Origin of the sequence: Blautia segnis (assembly GCF_014287535.1) — a bacterium.
Taxonomy (GTDB): Bacteria; Bacillota; Clostridia; order Lachnospirales; family Lachnospiraceae; genus Blautia_A; species Blautia_A acetigignens.
In genome coordinates, this window is the sequence record NZ_JACOOT010000010.1 from 166225 (window position 1) to 184973 (window position 18749).

The window sequence follows — 18749 nt, forward strand, 5'->3', positions numbered from 1 at the left end:
GTTCCATTTTAGCGAAAAATTTAATTCCATGAAATATTCCCCCACCCTTTTCCATCTAATGTATGTAAAAGGAAAAAGCAATAAATTTCGTGTACTGCAGAACACAAAAAAGGAGCGAAAGAACCTTATGGAAAATTTGGTGAAAAAGGCAAAATCCGGAGATTCGAATGCGTTTTCCCAACTCATCAGGATGAACACCCAGAGCATGTACAAGGTCGCCTGGGCCTATCTGAAAAATGATGAGGATGTGGCAGATGCCATTTCGGAAACCATTTTAAATTGCTATGAAAAGCTTTCCACTTTGAAAAAGGATTCCTATTTCAAAACCTGGATGATCCGGATTCTTATTAATAACTGCAATGAAATGCTGCGACACAAAGGACGGGTATTTCCTGCTGTAGAGATGGAAGAGGGAACCTTTGAGGAACCAGGGTATCTGGACTGCGAGTGGAAGGAAATCCTGGCGTCACTGGACGAAAAATACAAGACAGTGATTCTTTTGTATTACAGCAAGGCACTTAGTGTAAAGGAGATTGCAGCACTTCTGGGAATCAGTCAGAATACAGTGCTGACAAGACTTTCACGTGCAAGAAAGCAGCTTCGCGCAGAGTATGAAGGAGGGTACATTCATGGATGATAAACTGTTTGATATTTTTTCAGAAGAGACAACTGTACCAAAATGTGTACTGGATAGAATTGATGAGACATTGGACACGCTGGAAAGGACAGAAGATAAAAAGAAAGAAACAAGAAGCACAGGGGGACGAACCAACAGGAAAAACTGGAAGCGCAGCCTGGTCCTTTCCTTTGCAGCTGTGATGGCATTTGGGGCCACCGTTTTTGCTGCTGAGAAATATATGGGGATTTCCAGCTTCTTTAGCAATGGAGGTGCCAGGCTGTCCAAGGAAGCCCAGGCTCTGATTGAAAATGAACCGGTACAGCAGGAGGATGGGGACTCCATCCTTACCTTTACAGTCAAAGAAGCTTTGTGTGATAAGAACAGTGTCCAGATCGTGGTAGAAGCAGCTGCAAAGGAGCGTGGAAAATATTTCCTGGTAGGAGAGGATTCCAGTTACGACGATCCTGTAAGCAATCTTGGAATTGACAGTAATCAAACTATAGAAGAATATGCGGGAGAAAAAGGGCTTACAGTGGTAAGGGTGAACGCTCACTTTGAATTCGGGGAGAAGCTTGGAATCAGCAGTGCATCCGGTGATTTTCGTTCCCAGGAGGACGATGTTCTGATGATTTATTCTTCCGCAGTAAAAGGGAACCAGAGCAGCAATCTTACTGTTTCCTGCGTGGGAGTAGCTATGCTTCCGGATGCCAAAAGTGTGGATGATGTGATGCGGACAAACATTACTTTCCAGCTGGAAGATAAGAGCCAGAAAAGAACGGTTACTTATGTGCCGAAAAATGCAGAAGACGGCATTATTACGGCTGATGGGAAGGTGAAAATCCTGTCTGTGGAAGTGGAAGAATCCGAAATTGGAGAATATGCAGCTATTCATTATATGGTGCTGGGGGATGCTTCCAATATCGCACTGGATGTGACAGAGGCAAATGGAAACCTCTGGAATATGACCAGTGTTGGTGGTAGTGCTGAAACTACACAAAACACAAAAGAGGGTGTATGGAAGATTATGTATGAGAAAACAGATCTGCCGGATGAAATTGGCATCCGGGCATATGATTACGAAAATTCCATTGCCTATGAGCCGGTTATGCTGCAGATGTCTTGAAAAGCAGTGAGATAGTGGATTAGAGTGTGCTTGAGAAGGAAAAAGGGACTGGCTGATAGTTGGCCAGTCCTATTTATGCTTTGATCGCAGCAGCCACTTCTGATCAATTTTTCTTACTTCATTGTCAGGAAAGCGAATGTGCAGCCTGACGGAATTTGGAAGCTGAACTACTTCTTCCACAATGCCTTCGCCAAATTTCGGATGTGCTACCACATCATTGACCTGAAATTTGATTTCGCTGTGCCTGGTACTCTGGTAAGCCTGTTCCCGGCGGTAAGTGTCACGAATCTGAACCGTTTTATCGTGAATTGGATTTTTTAGCGCCTTGTCATAATCGTGCTTTAACAGGCTTTCTCCGATTTTATAATAAGGGGTTGGTGCGGCGCCTACAAGTGAACAGCAGTATTTCCAGGCACTTCCGTGCTTGCCGGACTGCCAGTTATACTGTGCAGGGATTTTCATATTGTATTGCATATAATGGGCGTATTCGTGTTTGTAGAGATCCAGACGGTCTTCTTTAGAGAGTGGCTTTTTTACTGCATAGCCGATGAACAGCAGGGAAAAATAAAAGCTTTCCTTCTCGTGGGCAGAAGCCGGTGTATAAGAGCCAAGTAAAGCTTCATCGTAGCCGAAGCGAATGGGTACAGAAGCTCCCCGAAGACCAAACTTGCGGTCAAGGGACTGGAACAAAGCACGGATCTGTGCTTCGTGGATCGTTGTTTCATTATCAAGAAGTTTACGTATGGATGGATCAATGTTCATGCAGATACTCCTTTATATATTGAAAGTATAAACTACAGGTATAATTTGTAAGTTAGAGCCTTTTTCAAACACGCTCTAATAATAAAGCAAAAAAATAGATGCTGCAATTCGCAACATCTATAGTAGCGAGAGGGGGATTCGAACCCTCGACACCGCGGGTATGAACCGCGTGCTCTAGCCAACTGAGCTATCTCGCCATATTCAATTTAGAAAAGATTTGCTGAAAAGTCTGTGCGTATAAAAGACTATCAGCAAAGTAGCGAGAGGGGGATTCGAACCCTCGACACCGCGGGTATGAACCGCGTGCTCTAGCCAACTGAGCTATCTCGCCATATTTATTTCATAAGTATGGGGCCTATAGGGCTCGAACCTATGACCCTCTGCTTGTAAGGCAGATGCTCTCCCAGCTGAGCTAAGACCCCATATACAATCTGTGAAGATTTATCTCTCTTCCGCAGCTCGCTTTGCTATTATACTATCAACTGTCGCAAATTGTCAACAGCTTTTTTTAAAAAAGTTGAAATTTTTTTGAAAGTTTTTTCGAATACAAAATAAGCCTTTTATTTTGGGTCCTTATTTGCAAAGGGAATATGCAAACAAGGCAAGCCAGGTTCTTTTCAAAATCAAGTTAAGTGTTATACTGTGCTTGTAAACAAAAAGAAGCAAACAAAACATACCGAATACCTGTCAGAAACAAGAAAAGGCACTGCCTGGCACAGAGTATTCGTATGGTCCCACAACATGCATGACCCGGAATTTGCGGCAGGCATGAAAGAAGAATGGCTCACAAAAAGCCGGGGACCATAATTGCGACCAGCCTTCTGATTCCGGAGTTTTTTCAAACCGGCTCTAAAGAAGGAAAGATTGGCGATACGAGAAAAGGAGAAGATGGTATGAAGATTTTAGATTCCAAATTTATGAAGGGCTTTATTAAAATGGCAGACGATGGTTTCCAGCAGGGCTGGCACGAGAGAAACGGCGGAAACTTAAGCTATCGTCTGAAAAATGAGGAAGTAGAAATGATCCGCCCCCGTCTGAATGCACCGGGAGAGTGGCAGCCAATCGGCACAGAGGTGCCGGGACTTGCAGGAGAGTTTTTCCTGGTAACCGGAAGCGGCAAATATTTCCGAAATATAGCAGTAGACCCGGAAGCATGCCTGGCTATTATCGAGCTGGACGACAAGGGCGTTAATTACAGAATCCGCTGGGGCCTTGTAGAAGGCGGCCGCCCAACCAGTGAGCTTCCCACCCACCTGATGAACCACGAAGTAAAGAAAAAGCTGACAAATGGAAAGCATCGTGTTATTTATCACGCACATACCACAAACACCATTGCGCTTACCTTTGTGCTTCCTCTGGATGACAAGGTATTTACAAGAGAGCTGTGGGAGTCTGCGACAGAGTGCCCGGTAGTTTTCCCAGATGGTGTAGGCGTTGTTGGCTGGATGGTGCCAGGCGGAAGAGAGATCGCAGTAAAGACTGCAGAGCTGATGAAAAAATATGATGTTGTCATCTGGGCACATCACGGAATGTTCTGCTCCGGAGAGGACTTTGACCTGACCTTTGGTCTTCTTCACACAGTAGAGAAGTCCGCTGAGATCCTGGTAAAGGTAATGTCCATGGCTCCACGTAAGCTGCAGACCATCACACCAGATGATTTCCGGGCAGTAGCCAAAGATTTCCACGTAACCCTGCCGGAAGAATTCCTTTACGAAAAAGAGCAGTAAATTTATATAAGACCTGCCTAGAGCGTGTTTGAAAAAGCATTCCTGCAATCTGCACGCCCCACTTTGCGGTATATTTTGCCCGAATTCAGTTGCCGTAGCCCGCTACGGCGCCCTCATCCGGACAAAATCTCCCACAAATTGTGACGCACATCTTGCAGAAAGCCTTTTTCAAACACGCTCTAGGGCAAGCTTCAATGCTTCTTTGGACAGGTTTTTTATTTGCAAAAAATTGTAAAAGATATAAAAATACTTGACAATAAATTTTTTCTGTGCTATTTTATATAAAAATTTAATTTAACAGACTAAACCGTTGAAGCGGGGATAAAGATGATCGTGCACCCACAGAGAGTCCGGGAGGCTGAGAGCCGGATGGTAATGCAGTTTATCAAATGGGCCGCTGAGGGCGCATTGAAAGGCGGACAGGAAGCAGAACAGGGCAGACTTAGAAATGGCCAAGAGAGTTTTGCATCAGATGCCAAGTAGCGTGCGACGTAAGACATACGTCAGTTGTCAGGAGTATGATAGTATTCCGTTAAGAGCACGATTGATTGATCGTGAATCAAGGTGGCACCGCGGGTGAGTATATTATGGGACCCGTCCTTGACAGACATAGAAGTTCTGTCAAGGACGGGTCTTTTCTATTGCTACATTAGTATATACGGAGGTGTTAAAAGATGTATCCAACATTTGACGAGATCAGAGAAATGGCAGCAGCAGGAACCTACAAAAGAATTCCGGTCTGCAAAGAGTTGTACGCAGACAGCTACACCCCGGTGGAGATGATGCGGATCCTTCACAAAGCCAGTCATCACTGCTATCTGCTGGAAAGTGCCAGTCAGAACGAGGTGTGGGGCAGATATTCTTTTCTTGGATATGACCCTTCTATGGAAATTACCTGTACAGATGGGACACTGCGAATCCGACGGACGGATGAATTGTTTGAAAAGAAAACGGATGCTTTGGAAACTGGAAAAGCGGAAACGAACAAAGCGGATGCCCTTCATATTGGAAAAAAACAGTCAGAAGCGGTCATGCAGGTTGCTCATCCAGGTGACGCTATCCGGAAAATCATCCAGCAGTATAAAAGCCCTGTGATGGACAACATGCCTACCTTCACCGGTGGTCTGGTGGGCTATTTCTCCTATGATTACATCAAATACAGCGAACCAAAGCTGGAATTAAAAGACGAAGAAGCCCAGGATTTCCGGGATCTGGATCTGATGCTGTTTAACGATGTGATCGCGTTCGACCATTACCGCCAGAAGGTTCTTCTCATCACAGGGGTGATGACAGATGATCCGGAAAAGTCCTATAAACAGGCCAGTGAAAAACTGGAAGAAATGACGGAGCTGATCAAAAAGGGTGAGAAAAAAATCTTTCCTCCGATCAGGCTTCAGTCCCAGATCAAGCCCCAGTTCCCAAAGGAAAAGTACTGTGACATGGTGGAAAAAGCCAAGCATTATATCCATGAGGGGGATATCTTCCAGGTAGTTCTTTCCAATCCTATGAGAGCGAAAGCAGAAGGAAGCTTATTTGACACCTACAGAGTGCTGCGTGCAACCAATCCATCCCCCTATATGTTCTATTTTTCCAGCGATGATATTGAGATCGCCGGAGCTTCCCCGGAGACACTGGTGAAGCTGGAACATGGAAACTTAAGCACCTTCCCTCTTGCTGGAACAAGACCCCGTGGAAAAAATGCAGAAGAGGATAGGGCCCTTGAGGCAGACCTCCTTCAGGATGAAAAAGAGCTGGCAGAGCACAATATGCTGGTGGATCTTGGAAGAAATGACATTGGAAAGATCAGTAAGCTTGGCAGCGTGAAGGTGGAAAAATACCTGACCGTGGAACGATATTCCTGTGTGATGCATCTTGGTTCTACCGTAACAGGCGTTATCAAAGAAGGAAAAGATGCCATTGATGCAGTGGATGCTGTTTTACCGGCAGGAACCCTTTCAGGAGCGCCAAAGTTCCGTGCCTGCCAGATCATACAGGAATTAGAGCAAAGCAAACGAGGAATTTACGGCGGAGCCATTGGATACGTGGATTTCACAGGAAACCTGGATGTGTGCATTGCGATTCGCCTGGTTTACAAAAAGAAGGATGAGATCTGTATCCGTTCCGGCGCCGGAATCGTAGCAGACAGCATACCGGAAAAAGAATTTGAAGAGTGCCAGAATAAGGCAAGAGCAGTGGTAAGGGCCATCAGCCAGGCAGAGGAGGGATTGGAATGATTTTACTAATTGATAATTACGACAGCTTTTCCTATAACCTGTATCAGCTGATCGGATCTGTAAATCCAGATGTGCAGGTGGTAAGAAACGATGCGGTTTCCCTTGAGGAGATTGAAAAGATGGCACCGGAAGCCATCGTGCTTTCCCCGGGACCGGGAAGACCGGAGGATGCAGGAATCTGTATTCCTGTAATAAAAGAGTTTGCAGGCAAAATCCCAATTCTGGGCGTGTGCCTTGGCCATCAGAGCATCTGCGAAGCATTTGGCGGCGTTGTCTCTTACGCAAAGGAATTAAAGCACGGCAAGCAGGATGAGATGATCCGTACTTGTGACAGTGTCCTTCTAAATGGACTGACAGAACGGTTCCAGGCAGCCAGATATCACTCCCTTGCGGCAAGGGAAGAAACCCTTCCAAAGGAACTGATCGTGACTGCCAAGTCAGAGGATGGAGAAATCATGGCAGTAGAACATAAAGATTATCCGGTATACGGCGTGCAATTCCATCCGGAATCTGTTATGACCCCGGACGGAAAAAAGATGATAGAGAATTTCTTGAAAGGAGCAGAAAAATGATCAGAGAAAGCATTATCAAATTATCCAAAAAACAGGACTTAACATATCAGGAAGCAGAAGAGGTTATGGATGAGATTATGAGCGGAAAAGCAACTCCGGTTCAGATGTCCGCTTATCTGACTGCATTAGCATTAAAAGGTGAGACCATCGACGAGATTACAGCATCCGCAGCAGGCATGAGAGCACACTGCATTAAGCTGCTCCATGACATGGATGTGCTGGAAATCGTGGGAACAGGCGGAGACGGATCCAATTCTTTTAATATTTCCACAACTGCTTCCCTGGTGATCTCAGCAGGCGGCGTACCGGTAGCAAAACACGGAAACCGTGCCGCTTCCTCCAAATCCGGTGCTGCGGATGTGTTAGAAGCACTTGGTGTAAAGATCACCATTCCGTCGGAAAAAAGCCAGGAACTTCTGGAAAAAATCGGGATTTGTTTCCTGTTTGCCCAGAATTACCACATTGCAATGAAGTATGTAGCACCGATCCGTAAAGAGCTGGGAATCCGCACCGTATTTAATATTCTTGGACCTCTCAGCAACCCGGCTGGCGCCAATATGGAGCTGATGGGTGTTTATGATGAGGCTCTTGTACAGCCGCTGGCACAGGTTATGGCAAACTTAGGCGTGACAAGAGGAATGGTCGTATTTGGACAGGACAGCTTAGATGAGATCTCTATGAGCGCACCTACTTCTGTATGCGAAATTAAGGATGGAAAATTTACTTCCTATGTATTGACTCCAGAGCAGTTCGGATATAAGCGCTGCCAAAGAGAAGAACTTCAGGGAGGAACCCCACAGGAAAACGCCGCAATCACAAGAGCAATTCTGGAAGGCCAGGAGACTGGGGCAAAACGCCAGGCAGTCTGCCTGAATGCTGGTGCAGCACTTTATATTGCAGGAAAGGCAGATGATCTTGCTTCCGGAGTGAAGCTGGCAGAAGAGCTGATCGACAGCGGCGCAGCCTTGAAGAAGCTGGAAGAGTTTATTGAAATGAGCAATATGGAATAACATAATAGAGAAAGATTTTATAACAAAAATGATAAAATAAAACAGCAGTAGGAGATATCATGAGTATTTTAACGGAAATAGCAGCACGAACCAGGGAACGGATTGAAGAAGAGAAATTTAAGGTTCCAACAAGGGTCCTGATGTCACAGCTGGATTCGGAACTGGCGAAGCATGCAATGGAGAAGCAGAGTTTTCTGGATGCTTTAAGAAAGCCGGGAATGTCTTATATCTGCGAGGTGAAAAAGGCGTCCCCCTCCAAAGGGCTGATCGCGCCGGATTTTCCTTATCTGAATATTGCAAAAGAGTATGAGGCAGCAGGTGCTTCCGCAATTTCCTGCCTTACAGAACCCTTTTATTTTCAGGGATCTGACAGGTATCTGCAGGAGATTGCAGGGAATGTGAACATTCCGGTGCTTCGCAAGGACTTTACGGTAGATGAGTATATGATCTACCAGGCCAAGGCTTTTGGTGCTTCAGCCGTGCTTCTGATCTGTGCCATTCTGGACAATGTACAGCTGAAAGCTTTTGGAGAACTGGCGCAGGATCTGGGACTGGATGCCCTGGTGGAAGCCCATGATGAGTGGGAAGTAGACAGGGCGCTGAATCTTGAGGCGAAGATCGTGGGAGTCAATAACCGGAATCTTCATGATTTTACCGTAGATATGGAAAACAGCGTGCGGCTTCGAAAGATGGCACCGGAGAATACAGTATTTGTCTCAGAAAGCGGAATTAAAACATCTAAGGATATTCGTATTTTGTACCAGAATAAAGTGGACGCCGTACTCATCGGCGAAACCCTTATGCGAAGCCCGGATAAGAAGGCAGCGCTTGAGGAACTGAATAAAGACATTGTTTAAAAAGTGAAAAGGAATAGAACAATATGGCAAAATTAAAAATCTGCGGACTGACATGTGAGGCAGATGTTGCAGCAGTAAATGAGGTGAAGCCAGACTTTGCAGGATTCGTAATAGAGGTACCGGGAAGACGCCGGAGCGTTACACCAGAACAGGTGAAAGTCCTGGTTAAGGGACTGAATGAAGAGACCCTTCCGATAGGCGTGTTCGTAGATGCGCCGCCGGAACTGCCCATCTCATTACTAAGAGATGGAACCCTGTGGGCAGCACAGCTTCACGGAAACGAGGACGAAGACTATATTGAAAAGATCCAGAACATGACCGGAAAGCCCGTGATCAAGGCATTTTCCATCAAAACTCCAGAGGACGTAAAGCGTGCCCTTCGAAGTCCTGCCGACTATATCCTTCTGGATCAGGGAGCCGGCGGAACCGGAGAAACCTTTGACTGGAATCTGGTTCCCCCTGTAAAGCGTCCCTTTTTCCTGGCAGGCGGCCTCGCCCCCGAAAACCTTCGAACTGCCATTGCAAAGCTGCATCCCTGGGCGGTAGACATCAGCAGCAGCCTTGAAACCGATGGCAAAAAAGACCCAGCCAAAATCCGCCAGCTCTCTAAAATGCTGAAACAGATCAACACTCTGGAAGCTTACAAAAAAGAGCGCGAGGCAGATTCCTAAAGTATAAAGGAAAGGAACAACACCATGTCAAAAGGAAGATTTGGAATTCACGGCGGTCAGTACATTCCCGAAACCCTGATGAACGCCGTAATTGAACTAGAAGAAGCCTACAATCACTACAAAGACAACCCAGAATTCAACCGGGAACTTACCGAACTTTTAAATGAATATGCCGGCCGTCCTTCCCGCCTCTACTACGCAGCCCACATGACCGAAGACTTAGGCGGAGCCAAAGTATACCTCAAAAGAGAAGACTTAAACCACACAGGCGCCCACAAAATCAACAACGTCTTAGGCCAGGTTCTCCTTGCCAAAAAGATGGGAAAAACCCGTGTGATCGCAGAAACCGGAGCCGGCCAGCACGGCGTAGCAACCGCTACCGCAGCAGCCCTCATGGGAATGGAATGTGAAGTTTTCATGGGAAAAGAGGACACCGAACGTCAGGCCTTAAACGTATACAAAATGCGTCTCCTTGGTGCCAAAGTCCATCCTGTGACCTCTGGAACTGCAACCCTGAAGGATGCCGTATCCGAAACCATGCGCGAGTGGACCAACCGAATTGCTGACACCCACTACGTACTTGGTTCTGTTATGGGCCCCCATCCTTTCCCAACTATTGTCCGTGATTTCCAGGCAGTTATCTCCAAAGAAATCAAAGAGCAGATGCTGGAAAAAGAAGGCAAGCTCCCGGATGCAGTCCTTGCATGCGTAGGCGGCGGCTCCAATGCCATCGGAACCTTCTATCATTTCATTGAAGACAAAGACGTACAGCTCATCGGCTGTGAGGCAGCAGGAAGAGGCGTCAATACAGCAGAAACAGCAGCCACCATCGCCACAGGCAAGCTTGGCATTTTCCACGGAATGAAATCCTATTTCTGTCAGGACGAGTACGGCCAGATCGCTCCAGTATACTCTATTTCCGCAGGCCTGGATTACCCGGGAATCGGACCGGAGCATGCCCATCTTTATGATACCGGACGCGCCCAGTATGTGCCGGTAACCGACGAAGAAGCGGTAGAAGCGTTTGAATATCTTTCCAGAACAGAAGGTATCATTCCGGCAATCGAAAGCGCCCATGCAGTTGCCTATGCAAGAAAAATCGTACCAAAGATGAGAAAAGACCAGAGCGTTGTCATCACCATTTCCGGCCGCGGTGACAAAGACTGCGTGGCAATTGCAAGATACAGAGGGGAGGATATCCATGAGTAACAAAATCACAGAAGCGTTTGCAAAAGGAAAAGCATTTATTCCGTTTATTACCTGCGGAGATCCGTCACTGGAAATCACAGAGCAGCTTGTATACGCAATGGAAGAGGCAGGGGCAGACCTGATCGAGCTTGGAATTCCATTTTCCGATCCCACAGCAGAAGGTCCTGTGATCCAGGAAGCCAATGTCCGCGCGTTAAGCGGCGGCGTAACCACAGATAAGGTTTTTGACATGGTAGCAAAGATCCGTCAGAAAACAGCCATCCCTATGGTGTTCATGACCTATGCCAATGTTGTTTTTTCCTATGGAACAGAGCACTTCATAAAGAAAGCAGCAGAAGTGGGAATGGATGGACTGATCCTTCCAGATGTACCTTTTGAGGAAAAAGAAGAGTTCGATACCGTATGCAAACAGTATGGTCTGGATCTGATCTCCCTGATCGCTCCAACCTCCCATGAGCGCATTACCCAGATTGCAAAAGAGGCAAACGGCTTTGTATACTGCGTATCTTCCCTTGGTGTAACCGGAACCAGAACACAGATCACAACGGATATCGGAGGTATGGTAAAGCTTGTAAAAGCAGTCAAGGATATTCCCTGTGCGGTTGGCTTTGGAATTTCCACCCCGGAGCAGGCAAAGAAGATGGCAGCCCAGTCTGACGGTGCTATTGTAGGATCTGCTATTGTGAAGCTGTGCGCAGCCCACGGGGAAAACTGTGTTCCTTATGTAAAGGAATATGTGAAATCCATGAAGGATGCAGTCAGAGAAGCCTAAAAAAATAAGAAGTGCAAATAAAAATTTTTTTGTGCATCAATATTCTAAAAAGAGTATAAAAGAGGGCAAAAGCGTTGACAATTTGCCCTCTTTTTTTTATAGTATCATATGTGAATCAAATTTTATGTGTAAAATAAGGTAATGAAAAAGAGGAATGAAGTTGGAGAAAAAACTGGTATTTATTTTTAATCCCAAAGCAGGGAAAGGAAAAATCAAAACATCTCTGATGGAGATTGTAGATATCTTCAACAAATGCGGCTATGAAGTGATCATCCGTGCCACTCAGGCCCCCAGAGATGCCTACGAACAGGTGAAAAAATATGCAGACCAGGTAGATCTGATCGTCTGCAGCGGCGGTGACGGTACCCTGGATGAAGTGGTAACCGGAATCACCGAGGTGGGAAGCAATGTGCCGATCGGCTACATTCCTGCCGGAAGCACCAATGATTTTGCCAACAGTCTTTTTATGCCCAAGAATATGCTGGATGCTGCATCTATGATCATGGACGGGGAGATCTATAAGTGTGATGTTGGAAGATTCAATCATCAGACCTTTGCATATGTGGCTGCCTTTGGCCTTTTTACAGATGTGTCCTACGAGACCAGCCAGGACCTGAAGAATATTCTTGGCCATCTGGCCTATGTTCTGGAGGGTGCCAAGAGACTTCTGGATATCAAATCCTACCATATGAAAGTAGTGACAGAGAGCGGCGTGATCGAGGATAATTTCATCTACGGCATGGTCACCAATTCCAGATCCGTAGGCGGTTTTAAGAACCTGACCAAGGATGTGGATATGAATGACGGCCTTTTTGAGGTCACCCTGATCGTACAGCCGAAGAATCCTTTGGAAATGCAGGAAATTATCCGGAATCTTCTTAGCATGGAAGACAATTCTGACCTGATCTATTCCTTCAAGGCAAGGAAGCTTACCATTGAAGCGGATGAGGCGGTTGCGTGGACCTTGGACGGTGAGTACGGCGGAAGCCCTGAGGTTGTGGAGATTGAGAATCTGAAGCAGGCTTTGAATCTTCGCCTGAGAAGTGCACAGTAGAGTAGGGAAAATACCTGCGCGAAAGGTCAGCAAGTTGCCCAAGATAAAATAAAACCAGTAATGTGTGATGAATGAGAGGAGAGGAACAATGGGAGATTATGTTAATGTGAAGGAATTATTCGGATGTGATGTATTCAATGATTCCGTCATGCAGGAACGTTTGCCGAAGAAAGTTTACAAGGAACTGAAGAAGACCATTGAGGAAGGCAAGGAGCTTTCCATGGAGGTCGCAGATGTGGTTGCCCATGAGATGAAGGAATGGGCCATTGAGAAAGGCGCTACTCATTACAGCCACTGGTTCCAGCCCCTTACAGGCGTAACTGCAGAGAAGCATGACGCATTTATCACCGCACCTATGGAGAATGGAAAGGTTCTTCAGAGCTTTTCCGGCAAAGAGCTGATCAAAGGTGAGCCAGATGCTTCATCTTTTCCATCCGGCGGGCTTCGTGCAACCTTTGAGGCGAGAGGCTATACAACATGGGATTGTACCTCACCGGCATTTGTAAGACATGACGCAGCTGGCGGAACCTTATGTATCCCTACTGCATTCTGTTCCTACACAGGAGAGGCGCTGGATCAGAAAACCCCGCTTCTTCGTTCTATGGAAGCAATCAACACACAGGCATTACGCCTTCTCAGACTTTTCGGAAATACAACCTCCAGAAGAGTAACTCCTTCTGTTGGCGCAGAGCAGGAATATTTCCTTGTAGATAAAGAAAAATATATGCAGAGAAAGGATCTGGTTTACACCGGACGTACTCTTTTTGGCGCAATGCCGCCGAAGGGACAGGAGATGGATGACCATTATTTCGGAACTATCCGTCAGAGAGTTTCTGCATACATGAAAGAAGTAAATGAAGAGTGCTGGAAGTTAGGCGTGACAGCCAAGACACAGCATAATGAAGTAGCACCTGCACAGCATGAGCTGGCTCCAATCTACGCTCCGGTTAACATCGCAGCAGACCACAACCAGATCATGATGCGCATTCTGAAGAAAGTAGCAAGCCGTCATGGAATGCGCTGCCTTCTTCATGAGAAACCATTTGCAGGACTGAACGGATCCGGCAAGCACAACAACTGGTCCCTTACTACAGACGATGGAATCAATCTTCTGGAGCCTGGCAAGACACCTCACGAGAATATCCAGTTCCTTCTGGTGCTTACCTGTATCTTAAAGGCAGTTGACAAGCATGCAGATCTTCTTCGTGAGTCCGCAGCAGATGTTGGAAACGACCAGCGTCTTGGAGGACATGAGGCTCCGCCGGCTGTTATCTCTGTATTCCTTGGAGAACAGCTTGAGGACGTGCTGGAGCAGCTGATCAGCACCGGAACCGCAACAAGAAGCAAGACTGGCGAGAAGCTTGCTACAGGCGTTAAGACCCTTCCGGATTTTATGAAGGATGCCACAGATCGCAACCGTACTTCCCCATTTGCTTTTACCGGAAACAAATTCGAGTTCCGTATGGTTGGCTCCAAGGATTCCATTTCCGCATGCAATGTAGTGCTGAACACCATTACAGCGGAAGCATTCAAGGAAGCCTGCGACATTCTGGAGAAAGCCGAGGACTTCGATCTGGCTGTCCATGACCTGATCAAGAAATATGCAACAGAGCATCAGAGAATCGTATTTAACGGCAACGGCTACGCACCAGAGTGGGAAAAAGAAGCACGCCGCCGCGGACTTCCAATTCTGCCGTCTATGGTAGATGCCATCCCGGCACTGACTACCGATAAGGCAGTGGAGCTTTTCGGAGAATTCGGCGTATTTACAAAAACAGAGCTGGAATCCAGAGCGGAAATCCAGTATGAGATTTATGCGAAAGCAATCAATATTGAAGCCAAGACCATGATCGACATGGCTACCAAACAGATCATTCCGGCAGTGATCAAGTACACAACGGTCCTTGCAGAATCCATCAATCAGGTGAAAGCAGTTGGACCCATTGATGTAAGCGTACAGATGGATCTTCTGAAAAAGGCAAGCAAGCTTCTGAAGGAAGTGAACAGTGCCATGAATAAGTTAAGCAAGCTGGTAGATCAGGTGGAGGCTCATCCGGAAGGACGTGAAAGAGCAGTGTTCTGCAGAGAGAAGCTGGTACCTGCAATGGAAAAATTAAGACAGCCGGTTGACGAGCTGGAGATGCTGGTTGACAAGGAAATGTGGCCGATGCCATCTTACGGAGATCTTGTTTTCGAGCCGTAAGTTTTTTAGGAGGACTGTACAGACAGTCCTCTTTTCTATTAAAGGGATAAAGTGTCAAAAGTAACAGGAGATTTCAGAATATATGAATGAGTTTGATTTTTTAGAGGAACAGGGTGTTGCAGAAGGGCTGATTCAGGCAGCAGCAGACTACCGGAAAGAGTATGGTGTTTCAGAAGAGGCGAAGCACCGTCTTATGAAACCGTCCCTTCCATTTTATGGAAAGGAAACCCTGGAAATGGGAATGGCTGCTATACTGGAAGGGGAGAATCTTCTTCTTGCCGGCCCCAAGGCAACTGGGAAAAATGTGCTGGCAGAGAATCTGGCATATATTTTCGGACGTCCGGTGTATAACGTATCTTTCCATGTCAATACCAACAGCGGAGACCTGATCGGGACCGATACCTTTGAGGACAATCAGGTGAAGCTTCGCAAGGGAAGCATATACCAGTGCGCCCAGGAAGGCGGATTTGGAATTCTGGATGAGATCAATATGGCGAAAAATGATGCAGTTTCCGTGCTTCATGCCACATTGGACTACCGCCGTTCCATTGATGTGCCGGGATACGATAAGATCGACCTGCACCCTGCGGCAAGGTTTATCGGAACTATGAACTACGGATATGCAGGAACCAAGGAGTTGAATGAGGCGCTGGTGTCCCGTTTCCTGGTAATCGATATGCCTGCACAGAACGAGGAGACCCTTGGATTTATTTTTCACAGGATGTTCCCGGATGCAAAGAAGGAAGCTGTAGAGCAGTTTATCGGCGTGTTTATGGACCTGCAGCAAAAATCCATGAACAGTGAGATTTCCACAAAGCCTCTGGATCTTCGCGGACTTCTGGCAGCCATGAAGATCGTGCGCACCGGACTTTCCCCATGGCAGGCTGTGCGCATGGGAATTGTGAATAAGACATTCGATGTGTTTGAAAAGGAAATCGTGGAGGATGTGGTGAGAACCAGAATTCCTCTAAGCTGGACATGGGAAGATGTTTATGGAAGATAAGGCGAAAAAAGTTTCCCTGGAAATGAAGCCTTCCACAGGAAAAAGGGCAGATGGTGAGTCTGAGAAGCTTTTGGCAAAAGTAGTTGATCTTGAGGATGCAGAAGAATTTCAGGCCAAGTGGAATGACAAGGAAGAACTTAGAATTCAGGATTATCAGTTAGAACTGGAAAACCGGATCCGAAATCTTCTGTGGACCATCAGCGGGGACTATACCCAGCAGATGAAGCCAGATGTTTCTCTTTTTCTGCGCTCTAAGGACATTGCCCTTTACGACGGGATCAAGCAGGGAGCACTGGCGAAGTTTTTTGATAAGGATTTCCTGGGAATGTATCTGGTGAAGAAGATTTTTATGGGTGCAGATGAGACGGCTCTTACCTTTGTCTCCCAGCTTTGTATTGAGGAAGCCATTGGAGACCGGATCTGCCAGGAGCGCCCTGGAATCTGGGAAATGCAAAGAAGAGCCTGTGAGGATATTCTGGACCAGGAATATGAGCGGATGCCGTCGGCAGCAGACAAGCTTGGATACCTGAGGGTGAATATGCTGCGAAGAAGGATTGACAGAGGAAAACAAGGTGCTGCTGTTTCGAAAAAAGTTGCAGAAGACAGTGCTTCCTTAAGCGCTTCAGACCGTTCCAAAGGAATCTATCATTATATAAATATGATAGCTGGTGCGGCTGATGTAAAGGACACCATGTCCTTAATCCGCATGATCGACACCGTATATAATGAAGTGGCGGATCCTGATTTTTCCCAAAAGACAACCCTTGAGCAGGTTCTTGCTGTCACCGTAGAGGATCTGACAGAATTTGACTGGCGGGATTATCTTTCCGAGGAAATGTACGAGGATGCTCTGGAAAGCTACATGGAGCAGCTGACCTCCAACGCGGCAGGCATGGAGAATGCCAATGTGACCCAGGAGATGGAGGAAGAACGGCAGACAAAGCACAAGATTAAGGTGGTGCCGCCGGAAGCACTGGAAAAAGCCCATACTTATGTAGAACTGAATTTTGGCAAAACCTATCTGAATGAGATGGAAGAGAAGCGGATGAACCAGCTGATGTGCCGTGATATCCATGGTGACTGCAGCCTGTATTTTACGGAAGGAATCCTGAAAAATCCGGTAAGGCGAAATTACCAGTATGAATATGCAAAAAGGCTGAAAAATAAGAATATCTGGCTGTACCATGACAAACACCGGATCGTGAAGCGAAATATTGCCCTTCTCACAGAAATGCTGAAGAAGTCTCTGGTGATCAAAAGTGAAAGCCAGGAGATCCTTTCGGACCGTGGAACCATTGTGCCGTCCAGACTGTGGCGTCTTGGAAGAAGCGGCGATGCAAAGGTTTTCAAGCGGGAATTAAAAGGAGATTCCTCAGATTTCGTGGTGGATGTGCTGATCGATGCCAGCGGTTCCCAGATGAGCCGTCAGGGCGAGGTGGCGCTGCAGGCCTATATCATCAGCGAATCCTTAAGCAACGCAGGACTTCCCCACAGGGTGATGAGCTACTGCACCTTCTGGGATTACACCATTCTCCATCGTTTCCGGGAATATGACGATCCAAGAAGTGCCAATGAAAATATCTTTAATTATGTGACCTCTTCCAACAACCGGGACGGACTTGCCATCCGGGCAGCTGGCTATGGACTTCTGATGCGGGAAGAGGAGAAAAAGATCCTGATCATTTTAAGTGACGGACGTCCTTATGATGTGGTGGTAAACCGTCCAAATGCCAGAAATCCCCAGCCTTACCATGGAAAATATGCCATCACGGATACTGCAGCCCAGATCCGGAAGCTGCGAAGCCAGGGCGTAAGCGTTCTGGGTGTTTTTGCAGGGGAGGAGAAGGATCTTGCAACGGAGAAGAAGATTTTTGGAAAGGATTTTGCATACATCCGCAATATTACAGGCTTTTCCAAGATCGTAGGACGTTATCTGACCAAACAGCTGGAGGATGACGAATAAACGGATAGACCCTCCTGCGGGAGGGAATCACTATAAAAGAAGGAGTGTGACTATGTTTCAGAACAACAAAAGAGCAGCGTATCTGGATTATCTGATGATCATTGTGGGAACTGCGCTGATGGCAGTTGCCATAAACAGTGTTTTCGATATGTCCGGAATGGTAACCGGAGGATTTTCCGGTATCGCCATTCTGGTAAAGGAGTGGACACAGGGCGTGATCCCGGGAGGAATACCGCTGTGGATCACCAATATGAGTCTGAATATTCCCCTGTTTTTGATCGGAATGAAAATCGGCGGATTTCAGTTTGTAAAAAAAGCCCTGGTGGGAGAGGTCTGTCTGTCCTTCTGGCTGGCTGTGCTGCCTGCTTTTGATCTTGCAGGAAATGACCTGCTGCTGGCAGCCGTATACGGCGGCGTGATCCAGGGAATCGGAATCGGCCTTGTATTTCTGGGAAGAGGAACCACAGGCGGTACCGATATGATGGCGGCACTGCTTCAGAGAAAATTAAGACATTATTCCATCGCGCAGATCATGCAGTTTATTGACGGCGCCATTGTCCTTGTTGGTATGTACGTGTTTGGCGTGCAAAAGGCATTGTACGCTATCATCGCTGTATTTCTCGTGACCAAGGTATCGGACAGTATGATCGAGGGTCTGAAATTTTCCAAGCAGGCGTATATCATTACCAGCAAGCCCCAGGAGATTTCCAGTGAGATCATGGAAAAGCTGGATCGCGGCGTTACCGGAATCCATGGAAAAGGAATGTATTCTGATCAGGACAAGCTGCTGCTTTACTGTGTAGTTGGCCGCAAGGAGATCGTTGCATTAAAGGAGTTGGTGGATTCCATTGATCCGGATGCTTTTGTGATCGTATCGGATGTCAGAGAAGTTCTTGGAGAAGGCTTTATAGAAAGAAAATAGAAAATACATCAAAAATTTGTAAATTTTTTCTGATTTCCTCTTTCTTTT

At 46.6% G+C, this 18749-nt stretch carries 17 protein-coding genes, 3 tRNA genes and 2 pseudogenes; 17 read left to right on the forward strand and 5 right to left on the reverse strand.

Translation table 11 applies throughout. From position 1 onward, the window contains the following. Window positions 1–127 precede the first annotated feature (127 nt). Complete coding sequence (locus tag H8S54_RS04860; RefSeq protein WP_021924471.1) at window positions 128–637, forward strand: RNA polymerase sigma factor; 510 nt, start codon at window positions 128–130, stop codon at window positions 635–637. Continuing rightward, window positions 630–1742 (forward strand): hypothetical protein, encoded by a 1113-nt coding sequence (locus H8S54_RS04865; RefSeq protein ID WP_186901030.1) that lies wholly within the window; start codon window positions 630–632, stop codon window positions 1740–1742. Before H8S54_RS04860 ends, H8S54_RS04865 begins: the two co-directional genes overlap by 8 nt. 69 nt (window positions 1743–1811) lie before the next feature. Here H8S54_RS04865 and H8S54_RS04870 read toward each other — a convergent pair whose 3' ends face one another. The 4 genes from H8S54_RS04870 to H8S54_RS04885 form a co-directional block, all read right to left on the reverse strand. Beyond that, window positions 1812–2504, reverse strand: coding sequence for a hypothetical protein (locus H8S54_RS04870; protein WP_021924473.1), 693 nt, complete (start codon window positions 2502–2504; stop codon window positions 1812–1814). A 123-nt stretch (window positions 2505–2627) separates the two neighbouring features. Beyond that, window positions 2628–2701: transfer RNA gene (locus H8S54_RS04875), tRNA-Met, on the reverse strand. A gap of 60 nt (window positions 2702–2761) precedes the next feature. Next, window positions 2762–2835, reverse strand: a tRNA-Met gene (locus H8S54_RS04880). Window positions 2836–2853: 18 nt separating this feature from the next. After that, a tRNA-Val gene (locus H8S54_RS04885) sits at window positions 2854–2926 on the reverse strand. Between the two features lie 471 nt (window positions 2927–3397). Between H8S54_RS04885 and rhaD the strand changes: the two genes are divergently transcribed. Next, window positions 3398–4231 carry a rhamnulose-1-phosphate aldolase gene (rhaD, locus tag H8S54_RS04890; protein WP_117852666.1) on the forward strand — a complete coding sequence of 278 codons (834 nt, stop codon included), beginning with the start codon at window positions 3398–3400 and terminating at the stop codon, window positions 4229–4231. On the opposite strand, the pseudogene H8S54_RS18805 reads toward rhaD, so the two are convergent. Continuing rightward, window positions 4149–4382, reverse strand: a pseudogene (locus H8S54_RS18805) (DUF6783 domain-containing protein). The gene rhaD and the pseudogene H8S54_RS18805 sit on opposite strands and share 83 nt — an antisense overlap. Between H8S54_RS18805 and H8S54_RS18810 the strand changes: the two are divergent. The 14 genes and pseudogenes from H8S54_RS18810 to H8S54_RS04955 all read left to right on the forward strand — a co-directional run. Next, a pseudogene (locus tag H8S54_RS18810) lies at window positions 4320–4466 on the forward strand (DUF6783 domain-containing protein); the annotation flags it as partial. The pseudogenes H8S54_RS18805 and H8S54_RS18810 sit on opposite strands and share 63 nt — an antisense overlap. 92 nt (window positions 4467–4558) lie before the next feature. Then, window positions 4559–4714, forward strand: coding sequence for a hypothetical protein (locus H8S54_RS04895; RefSeq protein ID WP_021924804.1), 156 nt, complete (start codon window positions 4559–4561; stop codon window positions 4712–4714). A gap of 191 nt (window positions 4715–4905) precedes the next feature. Further along, complete coding sequence (locus H8S54_RS04900; protein ID WP_186901031.1) at window positions 4906–6465, forward strand: anthranilate synthase component I family protein; 1560 nt, start codon at window positions 4906–4908, stop codon at window positions 6463–6465. Beyond that, window positions 6462–7037: an anthranilate synthase component II gene (locus H8S54_RS04905; RefSeq protein WP_186901032.1), complete on the forward strand. Its 576-nt coding sequence runs from the start codon at window positions 6462–6464 to the stop codon at window positions 7035–7037. Before H8S54_RS04900 ends, H8S54_RS04905 begins: the two co-directional genes overlap by 4 nt. Further along, window positions 7034–8047 (forward strand): anthranilate phosphoribosyltransferase, encoded by a 1014-nt coding sequence (gene trpD, locus H8S54_RS04910; RefSeq protein WP_186901033.1) that lies wholly within the window; start codon window positions 7034–7036, stop codon window positions 8045–8047. The genes H8S54_RS04905 and trpD overlap by 4 nt, the downstream gene beginning before the upstream one ends. 59 nt (window positions 8048–8106) lie before the next feature. Then, a complete protein-coding gene (gene trpC, locus H8S54_RS04915; protein ID WP_117852605.1) occupies window positions 8107–8904 on the forward strand; it encodes an indole-3-glycerol phosphate synthase TrpC in 798 nt (265 codons plus the stop codon). A gap of 23 nt (window positions 8905–8927) precedes the next feature. Continuing rightward, window positions 8928–9575 (forward strand): phosphoribosylanthranilate isomerase, encoded by a 648-nt coding sequence (locus H8S54_RS04920; RefSeq protein ID WP_186901034.1) that lies wholly within the window; start codon window positions 8928–8930, stop codon window positions 9573–9575. A 24-nt stretch (window positions 9576–9599) separates the two neighbouring features. Beyond that, window positions 9600–10784 (forward strand): tryptophan synthase subunit beta, encoded by a 1185-nt coding sequence (trpB, locus tag H8S54_RS04925; RefSeq protein WP_186901035.1) that lies wholly within the window; start codon window positions 9600–9602, stop codon window positions 10782–10784. Beyond that, the gene (gene trpA / locus H8S54_RS04930; RefSeq protein WP_186901036.1) at window positions 10777–11556 is read left to right on the forward strand and encodes a tryptophan synthase subunit alpha; all 780 of its coding nucleotides are present in this window, start codon (window positions 10777–10779) and stop codon (window positions 11554–11556) included. Before trpB ends, trpA begins: the two co-directional genes overlap by 8 nt. Window positions 11557–11716: 160 nt before the next feature. Next, entirely contained in the window at window positions 11717–12610 is an 894-nt protein-coding gene (locus H8S54_RS04935; RefSeq protein WP_117852615.1) for a diacylglycerol/lipid kinase family protein, read from the forward strand. A gap of 88 nt (window positions 12611–12698) precedes the next feature. After that, window positions 12699–14813 carry a glutamine synthetase III family protein gene (locus tag H8S54_RS04940; protein ID WP_178105316.1) on the forward strand — a complete coding sequence of 705 codons (2115 nt, stop codon included), beginning with the start codon at window positions 12699–12701 and terminating at the stop codon, window positions 14811–14813. Between the two features lie 82 nt (window positions 14814–14895). After that, window positions 14896–15816 carry an AAA family ATPase gene (locus H8S54_RS04945; protein ID WP_117852621.1) on the forward strand — a complete coding sequence of 307 codons (921 nt, stop codon included), beginning with the start codon at window positions 14896–14898 and terminating at the stop codon, window positions 15814–15816. After that, on the forward strand, window positions 15806–17779 hold the full coding sequence (locus H8S54_RS04950) for a vWA domain-containing protein (RefSeq protein ID WP_243176649.1): 1974 nt from the start codon (window positions 15806–15808) through the stop codon (window positions 17777–17779). Before H8S54_RS04945 ends, H8S54_RS04950 begins: the two co-directional genes overlap by 11 nt. A 52-nt stretch (window positions 17780–17831) precedes the next feature. After that, a complete protein-coding gene (locus tag H8S54_RS04955) occupies window positions 17832–18701 on the forward strand; it encodes a YitT family protein (RefSeq protein WP_021924816.1) in 870 nt (289 codons plus the stop codon). Window positions 18702–18749: the final 48 nt, after the last annotated feature.